The sequence below is a fragment of the Clostridium sp. MB05 genome (assembly GCF_046581255.1).
Taxonomy (GTDB): Bacteria; Bacillota; Clostridia; order Clostridiales; family Clostridiaceae; genus Clostridium.
Window position 1 is genome coordinate 2,872,479 of record NZ_CP174370.1, and the last position, 22,792, is coordinate 2,895,270.

Annotated in this window: 22 protein-coding genes; 7 read left to right on the forward strand and 15 right to left on the reverse strand. The window is 28.3% G+C overall.

The window, feature by feature from the left end; translation table 11 throughout:
* The first annotated feature begins 48 nt into the window (after window positions 1–48).
* Complete coding sequence (locus ACH36K_RS13450; protein ID WP_411168125.1) at window positions 49–936, forward strand: LysR family transcriptional regulator; 888 nt, start codon at window positions 49–51, stop codon at window positions 934–936.
* Window positions 937–1,233: 297 nt separating this feature from the next.
* On the opposite strand, the gene ACH36K_RS13455 is transcribed toward ACH36K_RS13450, so the two are convergent.
* Genes ACH36K_RS13455 through ACH36K_RS13470 form a run of 4 tightly spaced genes read right to left on the reverse strand, consistent with a single transcriptional unit; the run spans window position 1,234 to window position 5,139 of the window.
* On the reverse strand, window positions 1,234–2,418 hold the full coding sequence (locus ACH36K_RS13455; protein WP_411168126.1) for a DHHW family protein: 1,185 nt from the start codon (window positions 2,416–2,418) through the stop codon (window positions 1,234–1,236).
* 20 nt (window positions 2,419–2,438) lie between these two features.
* Complete coding sequence (locus ACH36K_RS13460; RefSeq protein ID WP_411168127.1) at window positions 2,439–3,845, reverse strand: MBOAT family O-acyltransferase; 1,407 nt, start codon at window positions 3,843–3,845, stop codon at window positions 2,439–2,441.
* Between the two features lie 26 nt (window positions 3,846–3,871).
* Window positions 3,872–4,351, reverse strand: a complete 480-nt coding sequence (locus ACH36K_RS13465; RefSeq protein WP_411168128.1) for a DUF4358 domain-containing protein — start codon at window positions 4,349–4,351, stop codon at window positions 3,872–3,874.
* A gap of 11 nt (window positions 4,352–4,362) precedes the next feature.
* Complete coding sequence (locus ACH36K_RS13470) at window positions 4,363–5,139, reverse strand: GDSL-type esterase/lipase family protein (protein ID WP_411168129.1); 777 nt, start codon at window positions 5,137–5,139, stop codon at window positions 4,363–4,365.
* A gap of 308 nt (window positions 5,140–5,447) precedes the next feature.
* Between ACH36K_RS13470 and hpt the strand changes: the two genes are divergently transcribed.
* Window positions 5,448–5,975 carry a hypoxanthine phosphoribosyltransferase gene (gene hpt / locus ACH36K_RS13475; protein WP_411168130.1) on the forward strand — a complete coding sequence of 176 codons (528 nt, stop codon included), beginning with the start codon at window positions 5,448–5,450 and terminating at the stop codon, window positions 5,973–5,975.
* Window positions 5,976–6,108: 133 nt separating this feature from the next.
* Here the strand turns inward: hpt and yunB are convergent, their stop codons facing one another.
* Window positions 6,109–6,765: a sporulation protein YunB gene (gene yunB, locus ACH36K_RS13480; RefSeq protein ID WP_411168131.1), complete on the reverse strand. Its 657-nt coding sequence runs from the start codon at window positions 6,763–6,765 to the stop codon at window positions 6,109–6,111.
* Between the two features lie 106 nt (window positions 6,766–6,871).
* Between yunB and ACH36K_RS13485 the strand changes: the two genes are divergently transcribed.
* Both ACH36K_RS13485 and ACH36K_RS13490 read left to right on the forward strand, forming a co-directional pair.
* Window positions 6,872–9,493, forward strand: coding sequence for a transglycosylase domain-containing protein (locus ACH36K_RS13485; RefSeq protein WP_411168132.1), 2,622 nt, complete (start codon window positions 6,872–6,874; stop codon window positions 9,491–9,493).
* A 242-nt stretch (window positions 9,494–9,735) separates the two neighbouring features.
* The gene (locus tag ACH36K_RS13490) at window positions 9,736–11,133 is read left to right on the forward strand and encodes an alanine/glycine:cation symporter family protein (protein WP_411168133.1); all 1,398 of its coding nucleotides are present in this window, start codon (window positions 9,736–9,738) and stop codon (window positions 11,131–11,133) included.
* A gap of 67 nt (window positions 11,134–11,200) precedes the next feature.
* On the opposite strand, the gene ACH36K_RS13495 is transcribed toward ACH36K_RS13490, so the two are convergent.
* Window positions 11,201–12,037, reverse strand: a complete 837-nt coding sequence (locus ACH36K_RS13495) for a hypothetical protein (protein ID WP_411168134.1) — start codon at window positions 12,035–12,037, stop codon at window positions 11,201–11,203.
* Window positions 12,038–12,290: 253 nt separating this feature from the next.
* On the opposite strand from ACH36K_RS13495, the gene ACH36K_RS13500 reads away from it, so the two are divergent.
* Window positions 12,291–12,683, forward strand: a complete 393-nt coding sequence (locus ACH36K_RS13500) for a YtxH domain-containing protein (protein ID WP_411168135.1) — start codon at window positions 12,291–12,293, stop codon at window positions 12,681–12,683.
* A gap of 51 nt (window positions 12,684–12,734) precedes the next feature.
* On the forward strand, window positions 12,735–13,058 hold the full coding sequence (locus tag ACH36K_RS13505) for a hypothetical protein (protein WP_411168136.1): 324 nt from the start codon (window positions 12,735–12,737) through the stop codon (window positions 13,056–13,058).
* A 120-nt stretch (window positions 13,059–13,178) separates the two neighbouring features.
* Here the strand turns inward: ACH36K_RS13505 and ACH36K_RS13510 are convergent, their stop codons facing one another.
* Genes ACH36K_RS13510 through pyrB form a run of 6 tightly spaced genes read right to left on the reverse strand, consistent with a single transcriptional unit; the run spans window position 13,179 to window position 18,324 of the window.
* On the reverse strand, window positions 13,179–14,078 hold the full coding sequence (locus ACH36K_RS13510; RefSeq protein WP_411168137.1) for a dihydroorotate dehydrogenase: 900 nt from the start codon (window positions 14,076–14,078) through the stop codon (window positions 13,179–13,181).
* A 22-nt stretch (window positions 14,079–14,100) separates the two neighbouring features.
* A complete protein-coding gene (locus ACH36K_RS13515; protein WP_411168138.1) occupies window positions 14,101–14,844 on the reverse strand; it encodes a dihydroorotate dehydrogenase electron transfer subunit in 744 nt (247 codons plus the stop codon).
* Between the two features lie 11 nt (window positions 14,845–14,855).
* The gene (pyrF, locus tag ACH36K_RS13520; protein ID WP_411168139.1) at window positions 14,856–15,731 is read right to left on the reverse strand and encodes an orotidine-5'-phosphate decarboxylase; all 876 of its coding nucleotides are present in this window, start codon (window positions 15,729–15,731) and stop codon (window positions 14,856–14,858) included.
* A gap of 9 nt (window positions 15,732–15,740) precedes the next feature.
* A complete protein-coding gene (locus tag ACH36K_RS13525) occupies window positions 15,741–16,937 on the reverse strand; it encodes a dihydroorotase (protein WP_411168140.1) in 1,197 nt (398 codons plus the stop codon).
* Window positions 16,938–16,965: 28 nt separating this feature from the next.
* Window positions 16,966–17,397 (reverse strand): aspartate carbamoyltransferase regulatory subunit, encoded by a 432-nt coding sequence (locus ACH36K_RS13530; RefSeq protein ID WP_411168141.1) that lies wholly within the window; start codon window positions 17,395–17,397, stop codon window positions 16,966–16,968.
* Window positions 17,398–18,324 carry an aspartate carbamoyltransferase gene (pyrB, locus tag ACH36K_RS13535; RefSeq protein WP_411168142.1) on the reverse strand — a complete coding sequence of 309 codons (927 nt, stop codon included), beginning with the start codon at window positions 18,322–18,324 and terminating at the stop codon, window positions 17,398–17,400. It abuts the gene before it with no gap.
* Window positions 18,325–18,714: 390 nt separating this feature from the next.
* On the opposite strand from pyrB, the gene ACH36K_RS13540 reads away from it, so the two are divergent.
* Window positions 18,715–19,149 (forward strand): hypothetical protein, encoded by a 435-nt coding sequence (locus ACH36K_RS13540; protein WP_411168143.1) that lies wholly within the window; start codon window positions 18,715–18,717, stop codon window positions 19,147–19,149.
* Window positions 19,150–19,919: 770 nt separating this feature from the next.
* Here ACH36K_RS13540 and ACH36K_RS13545 read toward each other — a convergent pair.
* The 3 genes from ACH36K_RS13545 to ACH36K_RS13555 all read right to left on the reverse strand — a co-directional run bounded on the left by ACH36K_RS13545 (window position 19,920) and on the right by ACH36K_RS13555 (window position 22,599).
* Window positions 19,920–20,171, reverse strand: a complete 252-nt coding sequence (locus tag ACH36K_RS13545) for a kinase to dihydroxyacetone kinase (RefSeq protein ID WP_411168144.1) — start codon at window positions 20,169–20,171, stop codon at window positions 19,920–19,922.
* Window positions 20,172–20,552: 381 nt separating this feature from the next.
* Window positions 20,553–21,332: a serine hydrolase gene (locus ACH36K_RS13550; RefSeq protein ID WP_411168145.1), complete on the reverse strand. Its 780-nt coding sequence runs from the start codon at window positions 21,330–21,332 to the stop codon at window positions 20,553–20,555.
* A gap of 166 nt (window positions 21,333–21,498) precedes the next feature.
* Window positions 21,499–22,599, reverse strand: a complete 1,101-nt coding sequence (locus tag ACH36K_RS13555; protein ID WP_411168146.1) for a 6-phosphofructokinase — start codon at window positions 22,597–22,599, stop codon at window positions 21,499–21,501.
* Window positions 22,600–22,792: the final 193 nt, after the last annotated feature.

Below are 22,792 nucleotides of genomic sequence, written 5' to 3' on the forward strand. Positions count from 1 at the left end.
ACATAAGTAAAATTAATATCTAATATAGGAGGTATATTAAAATTTTATATGTATATTAATCTTGAGCTTTATAGAACATTTTATATAACTGCAAAATTAGGAAGTATATCTAAAGCAGCTAAGGAACTTTTCACTTCACAGCCAGCTGTTAGTCATTCAATAAAATTATTAGAAGAAAAACTCGGTGGCCAGTTATTTTATAGAACTCCAAAGGGTGTTTCACTTACTTTAGAAGGTAAGATATTGTTTGAATATATAGAACAAGGCTATGGTATTATTCAAAATGGAGAGAGAAAATTTCATGAACTTAAAAACCTTAATTTTGGAGAAGTAAGAATAGCTGCTTGTGATGCAGTATGCAAACACTTTCTTCTTAAATACTTAGAAAAATATAATAAGCTATTCCCAAATATAAAAATTAAAGTTACAAATGAATCTTCCTATAGAATTATTGAATTATTAGAATGTGGAAAAATAGACTTAGGCATATTAAACATGAATGTTAATAAAAAAGATTCTCTTAATATTATTAAAACAATAGATTTACAAGATTGTTTTGTGGTAAATGAAAAGTACAAATATCTTTCAGAAAAAACTATATCCTTATCAGAAATAGTTAATAACACTCCTATTCTTTTATTAGAAAAAGGCGGTAACTCTAGGGATTTTTTAGACAAGTATTTTAACTCTAATGGGATATCTGTGTCCCCTGAAATAGAATTAAGTACAGTAGAGCTTCTAGTTGAATTTGCACAAATAGGTCTTGGAGCTGCTTGTGTAGTTAAAAATTATATTGAAAAAGAATTAAAAGAAAAGAAACTATATGAAATTAAACTTCAAGAACCCATCCCTAAAAGAATTATAGGATTTGCAACTAAGAAAGGTGTTTCTATGTCTACAGCTACAGAAAAATTTGTTGAACTTCTTGAGATTTAAATAAGGCTGTGTTAGATGAAAATATTAATATGAGAGTCACTTTATCACTAATTCACTACGTTAAGAATTTCTATTATTTCTTCTGTAAATATTACTAAAGTTTTAAAACTCGCTATGCTCAAACATTAAAACTTCTTAACGCAATATTTACTATAGAAAGAATGAAATTCTAAAAACTTGCTCATATGTGATTACGCAACTATCATATCAACAAAGCCTAAAATATAAATTAAAAGCTTAAAAACACCTAATATATTAGATATCTTTAAGCTTTTATAAGAAGTATTTTATATTTCTCTATTCATTTATATTAAATATAGAGTCATCTCCATTAAATGTATTTACATTATACATAAATAATACATCTGTAATATTTTTTGTATTAATAAAATCTTGTAAAGAATCTGTATAATATCTAAGATCTATAACATCAATTTCCCCATAATTTTCTGTTAAAAATGGAATCATACTATTTGCATATGAATCCTTTACTATAAGTAATTTTTTATCTAGATTATTTGCCGTTTTAATATTAATTAATGGATGATTTCCTCCTGTAAAAACTTGATATTTATCTTTTTTATTTAAACTTTCGCTGTCAAATAGGCTTGGTACTTTTTTTTGTTCAGAAACATAATTAACAACTATATTATCTTCTTTTGGAACATAAACTTTTACTTTATCAGCATTACTTCCATATACTCCAACTTTTGAAGATAAACTACCATAAAAAGCTTCTGATACAACTAACTCATCAAAGTCACTTTTTTCTTTTGCTTCTATTCCATTTGCTTCACAAAAGCTCTTATATCCAATATAAGCTCCATCAGAAGTCCAATGATGATCTGTCTTATAATATATATATTCGTTACTATTCTCTTTAAGATTTTTATATGGATTTATAAATTTTATAGAATTATCCAACCCCTCTCCTACTTTATTAATATAATCTAATTCATTATCTATTGGAGCATATTTAGGAAGATTATCTTTTAATACACTAGTAGCTGTTGGTATAAGCATAAATTCTATATTAGTATTTGGATTCATTTCTTTAAAGTCATTCATTACTTGAATCTTATCATTTATTTTTTCATCTGATTCAATTTTAAAGTCTTCAAATAGTTGTCCATCTTTACCTATATATACATTGTTAATCTTGTTATTTCCTCCTAGCTGTTGTATTTTTGTTTTTAATGATATAAACTCTTTTCTTCCAAAAAATTGATCAGAAATATAGCTATCGAAATCACTAGTATAGCTTCCTAAAAAGAACTCTTTTAATGAGAAAGATGGTTTTGTTTTTAAATTTCTATTTTCCACTTCTGAATAAATGTCATCTTTTTTTAAATAGTTTATTAGGATACATATAGTAAGGAATCCTACAAACATTATTGATATAATTATACGATAAGTCTTATCAAACTTTTTAACTCTTTTTTCTGCAATTAAAGACCCATCAATTTTTCTTTTGTCTCTCACACACTCACCAGCTTTCTCGTTTAAAACCTAAAGTATAAAAATGGATTATAGCTTTCACCTATCAAATATGCAGTACTTATTATCAAAATTATCAACTCTATAAACACAAATAAAAATATGTCTCTTTCTCTTAATCGTTTTTTAATATCTTTAATGGTTTTATTAATCATATCAGTAGATAGTATTATTGCTATAATAAGTATTATTAGGTTTGTTGAAATTAGATATAATGAGAAATTATTACATAACTTATTACCATTTAACCCCAAAATCACTTTTATATATTCAATTGCATCATTTAAGCTACTTAAATCAAAAAATATCCATCCTATAGCCACTAAAGTCATTGTATAAATATGAGCAATAATATTTGGAACATTTTTCAAAATTGACTTTAAAAATATTTTTTCTGAATATATTATTAATCCAAAATATAATCCCCAAACTATAAAGTTCCAACTTGCTCCATGCCATAATCCTGTTGTGAACCAAACAATCATTAAATTTCTAAATTGAATTACATTCCCTCTTCTATTTCCCCCTAAGGGAATATATATGTATTCCTTAAACCAAGATCCAAGAGAAATATGCCACCTTCTCCAAAATTCTGTTATACTCTTTGACATATATGGATAATTAAAATTCTCTAAAAATTCAAATCCAAGCATCTTCCCTAACCCTATTGCCATATCAGAGTATCCACTAAAATCATAATATATCTGTAAAGTAAATGAAATTATCCCTATCCATCCAGTAAGAACAGTAAGAGAATCTATAGGTATAATTTTTACTTGTTGCCATATAGCGCCTAGATTGTTTGCTATTAAAACTTTTTTTCCTAATCCAAGTATAAACCTCTCTACACCTTGTCCAAATTTATCAATAGATAATTCCTTTTTTTTAAGCTGACTTTCAATATCACTGTATTTAACTATTGGTCCTGCTACTAACTGTGGAAACATTGAAATATATGCGCCAAAGTCTATTATATTTTTTTGAGCTTTAACCTTATTCATATAAACATCTACAATATAAGATATTAGCTGAAAAGTATAAAATGATATTCCTAAAGGCAATGGAAGTTCTCTTATTTCTAAATTTGATCCAAAGACCCAATTAATATTAGATATTAAAAAACCATAATACTTGAAGAACAAAAGTACACTTATATCAATTAATACTACTGTAAAAAATATAAATTTTCTTTTACTCTTATCTTTATCATTATTTTTTATTAACAAACCTGCTAAATAATTTATTAATATTGAAAATATCATTAAAACTATATAAATTGGCTCTCCCCATGCATAGAAAACTATGCTTGAAATAAATAATACTAAGTTTTTAAACCTATTAGGCACCAAATAATATATAATTAATACACTTGGTAAAAACATAAATATAAATATTAAGCTACTAAATACCAAAATTTATCACTCCAATTACGTCAAAATCACTTAAAGTTACTGTCTATAGCCTCTTTTATCTGAGATGAATCTTTAGAAATTATAAATATTATGTTATTACCTTCCACTTCTAATATTGCATTTTCTATTAGAGTACACTCTTCAGGCCTATAATTTTTAAAACTTTCACCTTGCTTTTTTATTCTTTCCTCAATACCACTTTTAATTGTAGGTATATCTTTTTCATCTTTTACCTTTAAAACCAAGATTTCATTTGCATTCATATTACTTTTAGGAACAGATGACACAAAATCCTCAACTTGGTTTTTATTTATATAATATAATTTTCTTAATGATTTAATATCCCCTTCCTCCATAGTTTCATTATTTTTAAAACTTTCCAAGGAATTTCTAACTCCATTCATATCCAAATCCCTAACTCTTAACATTGGATAAGCTGAAATAAAAATTACAATTACTACTACTAGTTCAATAATATAATACTTAAAATATCTGTCTTTCTTCATAATTTCATCTATTAACCTGCCTCAATAATATCTTTTAAGTATGTAAGCCATATATTATAAAAATCATATTTAAAATGAATTCCATCTTGTTCATGTAACATATCTTTTCCATCTATAAAGCTAGAAATATCTACATACTTAACTTTTGTTTCTTCACATGCCATTTTTGTCATTTCTCTAAAACTATTTATATTTTCATTAGTTAATCTACTATTTATGTTTTGTGCCTTTGCCATAACAGATGTAGGTGACGTCACATATATATTAGATCGTGGTAGCCTTCTCTTTAATTCGTTAATTAAATCCACATATTTTTCTTTAAAATATTCTGGAGTTCGTGTTTCACTTGAATCATCAAACTCAATAACATCATTCATTCCATATAACAAAACAATATTTTTAGGATTCATTTGTTTAACTTTATCTAACTGGTTCATGGCCTTTACTACAGTATCACCTTTTTCTGATACAACATTATATTCATCTATAATTTCCAATTCCGATAACCCTTCAGTAATGGAATCTCCTAAAAACACAGTATTTCCATAGAAGTTAAAAAAATTAACTTCTTCATCTTTTTCAGGATTTAGTTGCTTTTCAAAATTTACTCTTTCCTTTTCTAAAGTATCTTCTATTTTACTTAAATCTCTATTTTCTATTTCTGTTAGAACTTTTTTTGCTTCTTCTACATTATTGTCTTTTTTTATCATAAAAGCTCCAGAAAAAATACCTCCTATTGTTGAAAATGTTACTGCTGTACTTACAATAAATAATATTAGTCTTTTCATATTTAATCCCACCAATTATGCCTTAATTATTACTCAATATTAATTATAGTTTTTATATTCTAAAAAAAGTTACAAAATTATTACACTAAGAATACATAATTATTAATTTTTAGTCATGATTCTAACAAATATTCTCAAATATTTCCAAATAAAAAAAGTGGACATATGTAAAAATTCTTATGCTATAGTATTTAAAAAATAAGTTGCAAGAATTATAAAAAATATGTAATATTAATAATAACGTTAAAATTTATTGTAAATACGGCTTTAAGCTTTTAAAAATATTCATTTTTAGGAGGATTATACTAATGGATGACAAGAAAAGAAACATACTTTTTACAGAAGATCAAATTAAAACTAGAATAACAGAACTTGGAAAAGTAATTGCTGAGGAATATAAAGATAAAAACCTTTATGTACTTCCACTTCTAAGAGGAAGCTTTGTATTTGGGGCAGATATATTTAGAGCTATTGATTGCAAAGCCAACGTTGGTTTTATGACTACTTCAAGCTACGGACATGGAGAAGAAAGTACTGGTGAAGTTAAGGTTGTAAATGATATCCCAGATAATATAGAAGGATGGGATGTATTAATAGTTGACGACATAATAGATACTGGATATACAATGGAATTTGTTATAAATTATGTAAAGAAACGTGGAGCTAAATCAGTAAAAACTTGTGTATTATTAGATAAACCTTCTAGAAGAAAAGTTGATTTAAAGCCAGATTACTGTTGCTTTGAAATAGAAGATTTATTTGTAGTTGGATACGGTCTTGACTATGAAAGTTTCTATAGAAATGTACCTTACGTATTTAATTGGGAAGAAAAATAATTATAAACTCACAAATACATAACGGATACTTTAGAAATTAATTAAGATTTAATAATTGCAAAAATATTTAAAATTAAAAACTCCCATAAGGGAGTTTTTTCTTAATTTTCCACTATTCATTATGCTTTTTTAGTTACGGTCTATTTAATTCAATTGCTGTATTAGGAATCTTTCCTACAATTATAGTTTCTGATATTGGTATTTGACATGCTATTTCTACATCTTTACTGTTTAGCGGTATAACTACTTTCATCCTCATATTTACATTTAAATATATTTTATGCCTTGTTTGGTTTATTCCTGCACTTTCAAATACTGATTCATAACTACTAGTTATATTTCCTATTTGATTCATTTTTATATTTATTTTTGGACCTAAATTATGAATTACTAAATTTTCACTCATGTATCCTAATGGAACATCTAGCCCCACCTCTTGTAATTCTTCTATTTTATCATTTGACGCTAAAACTAATTTAGATGATAAGTAATTTAATTTTACTGTGTCTGCTCTTAACATAGTTATATTACCATCATTATCTTTTTCAATAATTATCATATCAGAATAATCAAATTCATTAGAATAAATATCTAAAGCTGTTTCATGAATTATATCTGTAGCTTCTCTTTTTAACTTCTCTTCTGCTATCTTCATAACTGCTGGTAAAATACTTTTATTAAAAAAATACAATATAGAATTAAATAAGATGCAAAAGGCAATAATAACCATTATAAGTTTAGGATGTTTAATTTGAAATCGCATTTTGGGTTTTTTTGTATAATACTTCATAAGCACCTTCTAGAGTTATTATTTTATTCTTTATATAAATATGCTATAATATTCTATATTATTTATTTTATAATATTAAATAATTTTAATTTTAAGGGAGGAAGAAATGGCTAATAAAGACACTTCTAGAACAGAAAAAAGCCAAGCCAATACTAATAACAATAAGAACAATGGCAAAAGCTCTAAAAAGAAAAAAAATCAACCTAGATATAAAAAAATAATAAAGAGAACTTTTCTTACAATATTAATTGCAGGACTTCTATGCTTTGTAGTTGGTCTTGGTTATGTGTTTGCAATAATTAAAAGTACACCACCTCTTGATGTAAATGCAGTTTTAAACTTAAATGAACCTTCTATGCTATATGATAGTGAAGGTAAATATATTGATAATCTTCCAACAAAAGAAGAAAGATATAAAATAAAATTGGATGAAATGTCAAAATATTTAAAAGATGCTTATGTTTCAATTGAAGATGAGCGTTTCTATACACATAAAGGTGTAGATGTAAAAAGAACTTTAGGTTCAACTTATAGATCTGCAATGTTTTATCTTACGGGAAAAGGTAGTGTACAAGGTGGATCTACACTTACTCAGCAATTAATAAAAAATACTCTTTTAACAAATGACGTTAAAGTTGAAAGAAAAATAAGAGAAATGTATCTTTCTTTAAAATTAGAAAGCAAACTTTCAAAAGATCAAATTTTAGAGGCTTATTTAAATACAATTCCTTTAAGTGGAACAATTTATGGAGTTGAAGCCGCTGCAAATTATTTCTTTGATAAAGATGCTAAGGATTTAAATTTACCTGAATCGGCATTTATTGCAGGATTAACTCAAGCACCTAGTGCTTATAGCCCATATAATCCTGCTAATAAAGAAGATCCTACACTTTACTTAGATAGAACTAAAACTGTTCTTATGAAAATGAGAGATTTAGGATATATAACTCAAGCAGAATATGATGAAGCTTATGCATTCACAAATGAAAATAAATTTGCTTTTTCTCAAACAGTTGTTGATTATAAAATAAACTATGAATGGTTTGTTTATCCTGCTTTAGATCAAGTAAAAAATGACTTAAAAGAAGTTTATAAGTATACTGATGAAGAAGTAGATAAATTATTTGCTACTGGTGGTCTTAAAATTTATACTACTATGGATAGAAAAATGCAAGACTCTACTCAAGCTGCTCTTGATAATAGAGACAATCTTCAAATAGATATATATGCTAATCCAGAAACTCTTGATGAAAATGGTACTCCAGCATTACAAGCTTCTGCTGTAATAACTGATTATAGAACTGGTCAAGTTAAAGCTCTTGTTGGTGGTAGAGGTCAACAGCCAGCTAGATCTACAAATAGAGCTTATGACGCTTTAAGATCTATAGGATCAACTACAAAACCTATAACTGTTTATGGTCCTGCAATAGATACTAAAACTATAACTGCTGCAACTGCTATAGACGATGCACTGCTTCCAGCTTCTATTCAAAGTAAGTATCCTGGCTGGAACCCTGCAAACTGGAACCACGTTTCTGATGGTTTAATTACATCAAGAGAAGCTATTGCTTTATCTAAGAATATACCTACTATAATAGTTGAAGATAAGCTTGGAGTTGAAAATGGTTTATCTTACGGTGAAAAATTAGGTTTGGTTTATGGTGAAAAGTCTAAAGTTTTAGCAACATTAGCTTTAGGTGAATTTACAGGGGAAGACGGAAGCCCTGACGGTGGTAATACTTTTAAGCTTGCATCTGCTTTTGGAAGCTTTGGTAATAATGGATTGTACACAAATCCAATTTTATATACTAAAGTAGTTGATGCAAATGGAAAAGTTATATTAGAGCCTAAACTTAAGCAAGACCAAGTATTTTCTCCTCAAACTGCTTATATTATGAGAGATTTACTTAAAGGTCCTTTAACTTTTGATGGTGATAAAGCTAAAATACCTAATATGCCTGTTATAGGTAAAACAGGAACAACTAATAATGTTACGGACTTCTTATTTGCAGGTTTAACTCCATACTACTCAGCTTCTGTATGGATTGGATACGATAATCATGGAGTAATGGGAGGAAGAAGTTATAGTTCTTCTGCTGCTGCTTTATGGGGAGCAATTATGGCTCCAGTTCACCAAGGATTAGAATATAAAGAATTCGATGAAAATCCTGGTGGTGTTACAAGTGTAGCTGTATGTAGAGACTCCGGAAAAAGACCTACTGATTTATGCGCTAGAGATCCTAGAGGCTCAAGAGTACGTAATGAATTATTTATAGCTGGAACTGAGCCTACAGGAGTTTGTGATGTTCATGTAACTGCTAAAGTTAATAAAAATAATAATAAATTAGCAACAGAAAATACTCCTAAAGGTTTAATTGAAGAAAGAGTATTTATAAGAAAAGATAACCCATATTCAGGTGCAGCTGATTATAAATATATTGTTCCAACAGAAAAAGATGATAGTAAACCTGCTCCAAATCCTCCAAAGGATGAAGAGTTTAAACTATCTGACTTAGGAATTGCTGTAGGTGGAAATGCAGATGATGCAATAAGTTTATTAAAATCTAAAGGAGTAAATGTTAAGATTTCTAATAACAATGCAAAAACTAGAATAATTAAAAGTTTATCATCTGATAAAGCTAAAAAAGGTGATACAATTGTTATAGAATTAAAGGAATCTCAAGAGGCTGGTGGATCTGAACCAGCTCCTAATCCTAATGAAGATTAATTATTTTAAAGAGAACCAACATTGGTTCTCTTTTTTATTATAAAATTTTAAACAAAATCACCATTATGAATAAGTTGTCAGTTATTAATTCATTATATGCTATTTATAATAAGAATCATCACACTTTTACCCATTTTATGAAATACCAAAACTTTTTTCTTGCAATTTGATTATAAATAATATATATTATATTCTAAGATAAAATTTAATTTGTAGCAAAAGAAAAGGGGGATTTTCATTATATGGAATTTTTTAATAATATAATTTTAAAATTTAATGATTTTTTATGGACTTATATTTTAATTGCTATGCTTATTATAATTGGTCTTTATTTTACTTTTAAAACAAAATTTGTTCAATTTAAAAATCTTAAAGAAATGTTTAGATTGCTAGGAGATGGTGCTACCGGTGAAAAAAACCATCATTCTGTATCGTCATTTGAAGCCTTTTGTATAAGCACAGCCTCTAGAGTTGGTACTGGTAATTTAGCTGGTATAGCAACTGCTATTGCTATTGGAGGTCCTGGTGCAATATTTTGGATGTGGCTTATAGCACTTATTGGAGCCGCTTCAAGCTTTATAGAATCTACTTTAGCACAAATTTATAAAGTTAAAGATGGTAATACCTTTAGAGGTGGTCCTGCCTACTATATGGCTCGAGGACTTAAGAAGAAATGGATGGGCGTTACTTTTGCAATTCTTATAACTATCGCCTTTGGATTAGTATTTAACTCAGTTCAAGCAAATACTATAACCCTTTCCTTAAATACTTCTTTTGGATTTAATAGAGCTATTGTTGGTGCTCTTATAACATTTCTTACTATAGTAATAATTTTTGGAGGAGTAAATAGAATTGCAAAAGTTTCAAGTGTTTTAGTTCCTATTATGGCTATTGCCTATATAGTTGTAGCATTGTTTATAGTTATTAAAAATATTGGACATCTTCCTGCAGTATTAGAAATGATTTTTGAGAATGCTTTTGGTGTACATCAAGTTGTTGGTGGTGGAATCGGGGCTGCATTAATGCAAGGTATAAAAAGAGGACTATTTTCTAATGAAGCTGGTATGGGATCTGCTCCTAATGCTGCTGCTACTGCTACTGTGTCGCATCCTGTTAAACAAGGATTTATTCAAACACTTGGAGTTTTTACAGATACACTTATAATTTGTAGTTGTACTGCCTTTATAATACTGCTATCTGATGCTCCTCTTGATGGAAGTGTTAAAGGTATAGAGCTTACACAAATGGCTCTAACTTCTCAAGTAGGTTCTTGGGGTGGAATATTTATTTCAATATGTATTTTATTATTTGCATTTAGCTCTATAGTTGGAAATTACTATTATGGAGAAGCAAATATTCAATTTATTACTAACAAAAAAATTTATTTACAAGTTTATAGAATAGCTGTTGGAGCAATGGTATTCTTTGGCTCTCTTGTTAGCATGGATATAGTTTGGAACCTAGCTGATGTATTTATGGGATTCATGGCTATAATAAATCTAGTAGCAATTGTATTATTAAGTAAGATTGCATTTAGAGCATTAGAGGATTATAAAAAACAAAAAAAATCTGGTATAAAGGATCCAGTATTTACAGCTTCATCAATTCCTGAGCTTGGAGATGAAGTAACAGAATGGTAATAAAAATATTTTAAATATAAGAAAAAAGGGATATTTGAGTTAAATTTAATTCAAATATCCCTTTTTATTAACTTTTTGCCATTGCTTCCAAATTAGAATTTATTATCTCTCCTGAATCTGCTTCTAAAAATATAGTAACCTTTTCTTCTTTGTTATCTGAATTAATGACTTTTACATTGTACACATATGCTAGTGCCATCTTATCATCTTTTATTGAAATATAATAAAGCGTAGGATCACCTAAAATTTCAGCTTTTAAATTAAGATTAACAAAATATTTCTTTATACTATTACTTGCATCTTCTTCATTAATATTAATTTTATCTATATGCTTTATGTGATCTAGTGGATAATTTGAATACCCTTCTAATTTACCAGTTCTTTTATCGATCATTGCATTTATTTCTTGTTTATAATAAGGATATCCATCTCTATATTTATAGAATACTACATTGTGACAAGGACTTTCCTCGCCTTCTCGTACCCTTACTTCTTTAAATCTAAAATCATCATCTGTAATTTCACTAACATATCTAGTGGCTAAACTAACAGCCTCATTTTCAGCTATAATGTTTTTATTCTTTTCTATACTTGTATTTTTATTTGAAAATCCTAATACATTATAATTTTTATCTATATCAACACCATACTTTCCTACTATTACAGAATACTGTATTTGAGAATTTTTATTGGCTAATTTATTTAAATGCCCCTCTTCAACTATACTTTTAGAATTATTATATTCCTCTATCATATTGTTTTTACATAATTTTTCTATAAATTTTTTAGCTACTACAACTTCTTTTGATTCTTTATTTAATATATTTTTTACTATTAATACTATAGATAATAATAAAATTGCAATTACTATACTAAAAACTATACTTCCTTTTTTAACTTTCATTGTATCCTCCTTAACTTTATATAATATTATTTATAACTAGATACTTATTAATACAATGATTTTAATAAAATCTTAATTCTTACTCATATATATATTACATTATTTAAGCTATAATATAAAGTTTTTTATTGGAAACTTGTACATCTTTTAATAAGATTAGCTTATTCTGCATATAACTTGTGTTTATACCCTGGTTGATTTATAATCATTTATATACACTATAAATAATTTACCATAAAAGGAGGATTTTGATATGAATTTGACAAATTTAATCGAACAAAAAAGAAAAGAAAAGGCTAAAAAAGAAAAAACTAAAACTGCTAAAAATCTTGCCTTAGGTGCAACACTTGGAGTTGCCGCTGGACTAGCTAGTGGATTATTATTCGCTCCTAAATCAGGTAAAGAAACTAGAAAATCTATAAAGGAAACTGCCAGTGATTTAAATAATACAATAAAAAATACAGCTTCAAATGTTGCTGAAGATGCAAAATCAAACTTTTCTGAAGCTAAAGATAAGGTTTCAAAATATCTTGAATCAAAAAAAGCAGTTGCTGAAGAAGTTCTAGATGAATCTAATGAAGAAGTATTAAATAAGGAAGTATCAGAGGAAGTTGTTAATGAAATAAAAGAGGATTCAACTATCTAAATAGTTAATTAATTATACTTATTTTAATAAATATTAAGTGAGGTTACACAAATGACTATTACTATTGATGTTAATACTCTTTTATTAACTATTATCGTTATTGTTGCCGTTGTGGCATTAGTTTATCTTATATTAGCACTAAGAAAGCTTATATCTCTTATAAGTACCATAGATACTGCTCTTAAAGATAATAAATCTAATTTAGATAATACAATTAAGAACTTAAATGGTATATCTGAAAATGTTAAAGATATAAGTGATGTAGCAATTGAAACTACTGCTGAAGCTATAGTTATGAAAGATGGAATTGTTAATCAATTAGATACAATAAAGGATATTATAAATATAATAACTGGAGTATTCTTAAAAAAATAATATATAATATATTTTATTAAAATACAGTACATAGGTTTCATTTTACACAAATTTATTTACTGTCTTAATGGATTTTAAAATACAGGTAGATCATTATATTAATCTACCTGTATTTTTTTATTACTTTATACATCCTATAATTTCATTTATATCCTTTATTCCTTGCTGAATACAGAATCTTTCCATTTCATCTATTATTTCTTTACCAGCCATAGGATTTGCAAAGTTTATTGTTCCTATTTGAATTGCTGATGCTCCTGCCATCATAAATTCTATTGCATCTAGTCCATTAGAAATTCCACCAAGTCCTACTACAGGTATATTTACAGCTTTTGATACTTCATGCACCATTCTTAATGCTATTGGCTTTACAGCTGGTCCTGATAGTCCTGCATATACATTATTAAATATAGGCTTCCTTTTATATGGATCTACTGCAAAACCTTTTAAGGTGTTTATTAAAGATATTGAATCAACGCCTGCTTCTTCACAACTTATTGCCATCTTAACTATATCTTCAGCATTTGGAGAAAGCTTAACCATAAGAGGCTTATCTGTAATTTTCTTTATCTTAGAAACTACTTCGTAAGCTACATTTGATTTTATTCCAAAAGCCATTCCTCCTGACTTTACATTTGGACATGATATATTAAGTTCAATCATATCTATGTCAGTTCCTTTTAGCCTTTCAATAGCTTCTTCATAATCTTCCATACATCCTCCACCAACATTTGCAATTATGTTAGTGCCAAGCTTCTTCATCCTTGGAAGTTCTTCTTTTATAAATCTATCTACTCCTGGATTTTGAAGTCCAACTGAGTTCATCATTCCTGATGGAGTTTCATATACTCTAATTCCTTCATTCCCATCTTTAGGATTTAAAGTTAAACCTTTTGATGATATTCCACCTAAAATCCCCACATCATAGAAATCATTATATTCTTGTCCAAAACCAAAGGTTCCTGATGCTGCTATTACTGGATTTTTAAATTCTACTCCATTTATATTTACTTTCAACATTTATAAAATTCCTCCTTTGATTTTAAAGTTCAACATAATATCCATCAAATACTGGACCATCCTTACAGGTCCTTTTATGCCCATCTTTAGTTTTACATGTACATACAAGACATGCTCCTACACCACAAGCCATATGTTTTTCCATAGATACATACACCTTAACGCCTTTTTCTTTGCACATATCTACTACCTTTTTCATCATTATTTCGGGTCCGCAACAAAGAACTGTGTCATATTCCTCTGCTTTTAAAATATCTGTTATAAAGCCCTTGTGCCCATATTTTCCTGTATTTGTACTTACATATGCTTCATTAACATATGCTTTTATTTCATCTATTAGATATATATCATCTCTAAAACCTGCATATAAATCTATTTTAGAATCTTTATTCTTTTCTCTTAACTTTTTAGCAAGTTCAAGCATTGGTGCAGTTCCAATTCCTCCAGATACTAAAGCTACTTTCCCTAAAGATTCTTCAATATTAAATCCATTTCCTAAAGGGCCTATAAGATTTATATAATCTCCTCTTTCTAAGCTAATATATTCTCTAGTACCATTCCCAACTACTGCATATAAGAAAGTGATAGTTCCTTCATTTTTTTCACATACACTTATTGGTCTAGGAAGTAAAGTTTGTCCATTTAGCTTTAACATATAAAACTGTCCAGCTCTTACTTCATTGTTATCTTTAACGACCATTCTATATATTCCATCAACTATTTTTTCATTTGATATAACCTTTGATTTAGTGTAAGTCGTCTTCATTAGTTTTCCCCCTATCTACTTTCTACAGCAACTCTTATTTCATCTCTCATTCTTATTACTTCTTCTCTTGCGCATAAAGCAAATTCTTTTTCTCTTTCTTCTTGCTTTTTATATGCTAGAAGTATAGCTCTTGAAGAGTTTACAACTCCTCCATTTCCATTATTTAAATATAAGGCTACATCTTCAGCCTTTCCACCTTGAGCACCATAACCTGGTATTAAGAAGAACATATTTTTAAATCTTTTTCTTATTTCTACACCCTCTTCTACATGAGTACATCCTATTACTCCACCTATGCTTGAGTATCCACACTCACCTACTATTTCCTTACCAAGCTCAGTAAGTTTATCACCAACTACTTTATAGACATCTCTCTCATCTGTAGTTTTAAGCATTTCTATGTCCTCTGCCCCTTTATTAGATGTTCTGACTAGAGAAAAAACTCCTTTGTTTCCTTTCTCCATATAAGGTATATAAGGCTCAATACTATCCATTCCCATATATGGACTTAGAGTTATAAAGTCAGCTTCAAAGTCCCCTTCAAAATGTGCTTTTGCATATTGTTTTGCTGTGGCAGCTATATCTCCTCTTTTTATATCAGCAATTATTATCGCATCTTTTTCTCTTAAATAGTCTAATGTTTCTTTATAAGCTAACATCCCTTTTAATCCTAAAGCTTCATAGTAAGCAATCTGTACTTTAAAACAAGCAGCTACATCTATTGTTGCATCTATTATTTGCTTATTATATTCAACTAAAGCCTGAGCTTCGCTTCTTCCTTCAAAAAGATGCTTAGGTATGTATTCAATGGCTGTATCTAAACCAACACATACTACACCTCTTTCATTTACTCTATTATATAACTTATCCATTATTAAACTTTTCATTTTATCCTCCTATTTTCTATAAAGTATTTTTCCACCCTTTATAGTCATTTGAACCTCTCCATAAAACTCCATTCCTTCAAATGGTGTATTCTGAGCTTTTGAATGGAATTCTTTTGAATTTACTGTTATTTTCTTACCTAAGTCTAGTATTACTAAATCTCCATCTATTCCTGGACTAATTATTCCTTTATTCATTCCAAGAATCTTAGCTCCGTTCTTGGACATAATTTCACTTAATTTATTTAAGTTTATTTCACCAGACTTAACTAAGCTTGTGTAACAAATTGGTAAGGCTGTTTCTAAGCCTACCATTCCTGGTGAGCCTTTTTCTTTATCTTCCTTTGTATGAGGAGCATGATCTGTACCTATACAATCAACAGTCCCATCTTTTATTGCTCTTATAACTTCTTTTACATCTTCTTTTTCCCTTATAGGAGGGTTTACTCTATAATTATTTACATCTTTTGTTAAACATATATGATGTGGAGTAACTTCACATGTTATATTATTATACTTCCCTTTTGATTCTTTAATATATTTTATAGCTTCCTTTGTACTAACATGAGACATATGCAATCTTGCCCCTGTTTCCTTTGCTAAGTATATATCTCTTAATGTCATTATATTTTCAGCTATTCTCATATCTATATCTGAGAAACTATGATCCTCTGCATGAGACATTATTACCCATCCATTTTCTTTTGCTTTAAGCATTGCCTTATACATTATTTCTGAATCCATAACACCAACACCATCATCTGATATTGCTTTAAGTTTATTATCAGTGCTAAATTCGTCTAAATGAGTTATATCTTTTCCATCGAATCCTTTGGTAACCGAAACACATTGATGTAAATCTATTAAGTTTAACTCTTTTTCTCTACCTCTAACTTTTTCTAGGACTTCTTTAGTTGAACATATCGGTTGTGTATTTGCCATTAAGCATACTCCAGTATATCCCCCTCTTAAAGCAGCTTTAGATCCTGTTTCTATATCCTCTTTATAAGTTAGTCCTGGCTCTCTAAAATGCGCATGAGTATCAACAAATGCTGGCATTAAAGTAAGTCCTTTAGCATCTATACATTCTACATTATCTTTTTCTATATTTAATCCTATTTCCTTTATCTTTCCATTTTCTATATAAACATCTCCAATAAAATCTTGTGAGCAATCAACTACTCTAGCATTTTTTATTAGTAAATTCATAATTTCACCTCATAGCTTATATTTAAATCTATAAATCAGATAGCTTTGTTATATGATCACAATAGTCGCACTTGTAAGTTCCTTTATTTTCGTCTATTAAGTTAAATGTATGTGGCACATATTTTTCTTCTTCTGTTATACATCTTGGATTATTACATATTAATATATCTACTACTTTTTTAGGAAGTTCTGGTTTAATTTTTCTAACTATTTCTCCCTCTCTAACTTCGTTTATAGTAAGATTTGGTGATAATAAACCTAAAACTGTATAATTTATTTCTGAAGAATTTTCTATCTTAATTATATCCTTTTTATAAACCTTATTACTTTCTGCATTCATAATTAAAGCAACTTGACTATTAACCTTATCAAGATTTAAATAATTAAATATTTTTATTCCCATTCCCGCCTTTATGTGGTCTATTACTAATCCATTTTTAATACTTGTTATTTCTAGCATTTACGCCACCCCCAAAAGTTTTGCTATTAAAGCCATTCTTACATACATTCCATACTCAGCTTGCTTAAAGTAGCAAGCTCTCTCATCTTTATCTACTTCTATGGAAATTTCATTTACTCTTGGTAATGGATGCATAACTATCATATCTTTTTTAGCTAAATTCATTTTTTCAACCTCTAAAATGTAGCTATCTTTAAGTCTTATATATTCCTCTTCATTGAAAAATCTCTCTTTTTGAATTCTTGTCATATACAGTATATCTAGTTCATCTATTACATCTTCTAATTTTTCAACCTCTTTAAATTCTATATTATTTTTTATTAGTATTTCTTCTCTTATATAAACTGGTATAGATAATTCCTTTGGTGAAATTAAGATAAATTTAGTTTTTTCGTATCTTGACATGGCTTTTATAAGTGAGTGAACTGTTCTACCATTTTTCAAGTCTCCACATATTCCTATGGTATGATTCGTTAATCCATTTTTTAAGGATTCTATAGTTAAAAGATCTGTTAATGTTTGAGTTGGATGCTGATGTCCTCCATCTCCTGCATTTATTACTGATACATTTGAATACATACTTGCAAGCTTAGCTGAGCCTTCCATTGGATGTCTCATTGCAATTATGTCTGAATATATTGATACCATAGTTATTGTATCTGCTAAAGTCTCTCCTTTTGCAGTTGAACTTGAATTTGGTTCCGAAAACCCTAGAATTTTACCACCAAGTTTCATCATTGCAGCTTCAAAGCTAAACCTTGTTCTTGTGCTTGGCTCGTAAAATAAAGTAGCTAAAATTTTTCCATCGCAGATATGAGAATACTCTCTTGGATTTGCTATTATTTGGTGTGCTAATTTAAAAATTTCTTGTAGTTCTTCTTTAGAAAAATCCATTGGATCAATTAAATGTTTGTTTTTCATATTCATTTACTTCACTCCTTGTTAACATCTCTGTGTTAAATTTAAAGGTATTTTATAAGTTTTATAATAAAAAAACCTTCCCTTTTTCAAGGAAGGTATGATAAGGCCTAAATAACATTCGTTTGCTATTACAATCGCTTCCTTGTTAATCTCTCTGGATTAAATTAAAGGTTATCTTTTTTTCATAGAATAACACTATTCTAAAATATTGTCAATAAAAATACTAATACCTAAGATTTTATATTTCTTAAATATTTTATATTTTATTATAAAAACCTAATAATAATTTCTTTATTTTAAATTAAATGTGTGACTATATTTGCATGATCATCATATTATAAAGTAAAACCCTCATGTATTTATGATGGTTAAAACTAAGGATAAGGAGATATTTTTATGAGTAGATATTATGATGATTATGAATGTTCAAGTGAATCAGAAAACTATGATTCTGAATGTTCAAGTGAATCAGGAAATACAAATACTAATTCTAATAATTATTTAAGTTTATTGTATGAATTACAAAGGCAACTTCAAGCTCAAGCCCAAGTTCAAGCTCAGCTTCAAGCTCAACTTCAAGCTCAAGCCCAAGTTCAAGCTCAGCTTCAAGCTCAACTTCAAGCTCAAACTCAAGCTCAAACTCAAGAACAAGCTCAAGCAACTTCTAATACAGACACTACCTCTAATGGAAATACTATAACATTAAATGTTACCATTAATGGAACTAATGGACTTACTTCTACTGAGAGTGAAACTGATACTAATACTAACACTAACCCTAATACCAATACTAATACTAACACTAATACTAGTACTGATGATATACTTTAGTGTTAACTATCTATATAAATTCATTTTAATAAAAGAATAGATTTTAGTTATTAAAACATTATAAATAATTTTTATTAATTAGGATGTTTTCATTAGATCTTACTGGTTTTTTTGATTCCAGTAAGATTTTTTAATTTAAAATAAAACCTTCTGTCTTTCTAAATAGCTCTTTATCCATTCTATCTCTACTTAATAATAAAAAAATACCGTATATTCATTTTTGAATAATACGGCATCTTAATTTAGCTATAACAAATTACTTCATATCATATTAAAATTTAACTACTTCTTCTACGTCTTCTACGTCTTCTATGACATCTGCAACAACAGCAGCATCTATTAAATCTATTAAATCCAAAGCCACCAAAGCTACCAAAGCCACCAAAGCCACCAAATCCACAGCCGAAACACATATTTATCACCTTCCTCTTTTGTATACTTTAATATATTCATAACATTAAATAATTGTTCTTAAATATGAAATTATATTAATACTTCTACTGTATTGATGTAGTTATAATTATTTTTAATACCGCATTGTTCGATTTTCAAGGAACAAATTTTATTAATTATTTAGAAATATTTTTTATATAGAGTGGATTAATTATGTATTCTATTCTTAACTATTTATAATTGCGGACATAAAAAATACCGCATATTCTATTGAATAATGCGGTATTTTCATAACAATTAATTTTAAATTTATTTTTGTAATTTGTTAAGATTATTTATATATTTCTAATTGGATAAACTAGAAATTCCTGCACCATCTAACCCTGTAACCCATTCTCTTGGCGTTCCATGTTCTCTATAACCACATCGTAAATATCGCCCAACGAAGCACAATACTCAAGCACTTTCCATGGAGTATTAGTGTGGAAGTGGATCTTTATCAAATCTTCATCACCAACTGCAAGCAGACAATCCCCTTCAATATTCTTAGTTATATATTCATTAATTTCATCTTCCGAAAGATCATGGCCCTCAATTAGTAACTGGGTATCAAACTTGTATTCAATCATAATTAATTCTCCTTTTCAAATTTAAGTGTATATATTAGTTAAATAAAAAACTTATTCATACTTTCTTACTATTATGAATTCATTATAACATACTTTCTTAATACCGTATTATTCAATTTTCAAGGACCACATTTTATTAATGGATTAACCCTACTTTACATTTAGAAATAGGATAGGTTTTAAAAATGCTGATACTGTACTTCGCCATGATATAGAGCAAATAATGAAAACATATTGTCATGCAACAGATGATATTATGAAAGAAGCTGCTAAATTAATAAGTAAAATTTTTCAAATATAATTTTTAACGATTTTTTGACGAATCTATCTATAAGAAATGAGATAACCCCTAGAAACCTAGGAGTTATCTCATTTCTTTTATTAATGCCAGTTATTCATTACATTATCCCACATCATTTTACCACATTTCGCTAATGTTACAGTCCCATAAACACTATTTGGTATCCCCATAGATAAAACTGTAAATGTAAAGTTTCCTTTTGATAATCTAATTAGTTGTGTATCGTTTTCCACACCATTTTTATCACCAGTTTTGCTTGAAATTTCATACTTTAAATCATCTGGAATATATAATGCTAACTTATTTTTTATTTGTTGTCTTGTTAGAATATCAATTAACATTTGACTATTTTCTGGGCTTAGATAAGTTGAGTTATATAAATGTCTCCAAATTCTAGCAAGATCTAGAGCTGATGTTATATTTTCAACTTCATTTTTCCCCTTTCTTTCATCAGTAGTTTTTCTATTTAAAACTGTGTTTTTTAATCCCATTTCTTTTATATCTCTATTAATCTCATCCATTCCAACTATATCTATTATCTTGTTCGCTGCTGTATTATCACTTTGAATTAACATTGCAACTAATAATTCGAAAACAGTATATTCTCTCTCATTAAATTCATGAATTATTCCAGTACCATAAACCTTATCTTTTCCATCTATTTTAATTTTATCTAGAAAATCTATTTTTTTATTTTCTACAGCCTTAATTAATGATACTGATATAGGCAACTTCATACATCCTGCTGCTACCATTTGAACGTTTTCATTATACCCATAAATATAACCACTCTTTAAATCCTCAAAGAAAAATCCATATGTTCCAATTCTTGATTCTAAATATTTCTTTATTTCTTTCATAATACCCTCCAGCTTTCTTTACTGTAATCTCTGCCTAAGAAAATTATAGCATATTTTCAGAAAATTTTGAAGTATCTAATAAAATTTTATATAACTTTTATTAGATATTTTACATCTATTCAAAAAAAATAGTGGTAGAGTTAATTCTCTACCACTTATTTTACCTCTAATCTGCAAATGAAATTCCTATTTTTTTGGCCATTTTAACTAATTCTCCGTTTGGATCAACTAATTTTGATTTTTGTCCTATAACATTTTCTAGACTATCACTTGACATCTTTCCATCTTTAAGACAAACCATATCACCAAATTTACCTTCATTAATTAGCTCCACAGCTCCAACTCCATATCTAGTTGATAATATTCTATCATATGTTGAAGTTATGCCACCCCTTTGAATATGTCCAAGTACTGTACATCTTATTTCTTTATCTGGTAATAATTTTTCAAGATCACCAGCTAATTTATTCCCTATTCCACCAAGCCTAATTGGATCTGGACTATCAGCAACTATCTTAGCTACTACCACTTCCCCATCCTTTGGTTTTGCTCCTTCTGCTACTACCACTATGCTAAATCTCTTTCCTTCTGCTTCTCTTTCTTTTACCTTTTCAGCAATTTTATTTATATCATAAGGCATTTCAGGTAAAAGAATTACATCTGCTGAACCTGCAATACCAGATTCTAATGCTATCCATCCTGCACCTCTTCCCATAACTTCACAAATCATTACTCTATGATGTGACTCAGCTGTTGTATGTAATCTATCTAAAGCTTCTGTAGCTACATCTATAGCCGTATTAAAACCAAATGTAACATCTGTTGATGCTAAATCATTATCAATTGTTTTTGGTACTCCAATAACTTTAACTCCTTTTCTTGCAAAATCTCTTGCTGATGTTAAAGTTCCATCTCCGCCTATAACAACTAATACATCTACACCTTCTCTTTTAAGGTTTTCTACCGCTACATCAGATACATCCCTTTTAACAGTAACTCCATTTTCTTCTACTGAATAATTAAATAAGTTGTCTTTGTTTGAGCTATATAGTATAGTTCCTCCTCTATGAAGAATACCTGACACACTATCTAGAGTTAGAGGTACGAAATCATTATTGTATAATCCTCTATATCCAAACTTGTAACCTATTACTTCCATTCCATAATTTATTATAGCTGTTCTTGTTACGGCTCTTATAACTGCATTTAATCCTGGACAATCTCCACCACCTGTTAGTAATGCTATTTTTTTAATTTGTTGTGACATTTCAAACTCCCCCTACCCGATTCAGTTACTTTTAAATTGATTATACATTTTAAATTTTCTGTTAATTTAAAATAAAAAAAATTTAATAGTCTTTAACTCAATTTATGCAATTGTTTTCAAAGTACTATTGTTAATTTTCTATCTTAATGATATCATAAAGATTTTATACTGAAAAGTAAAATTATTTATATTT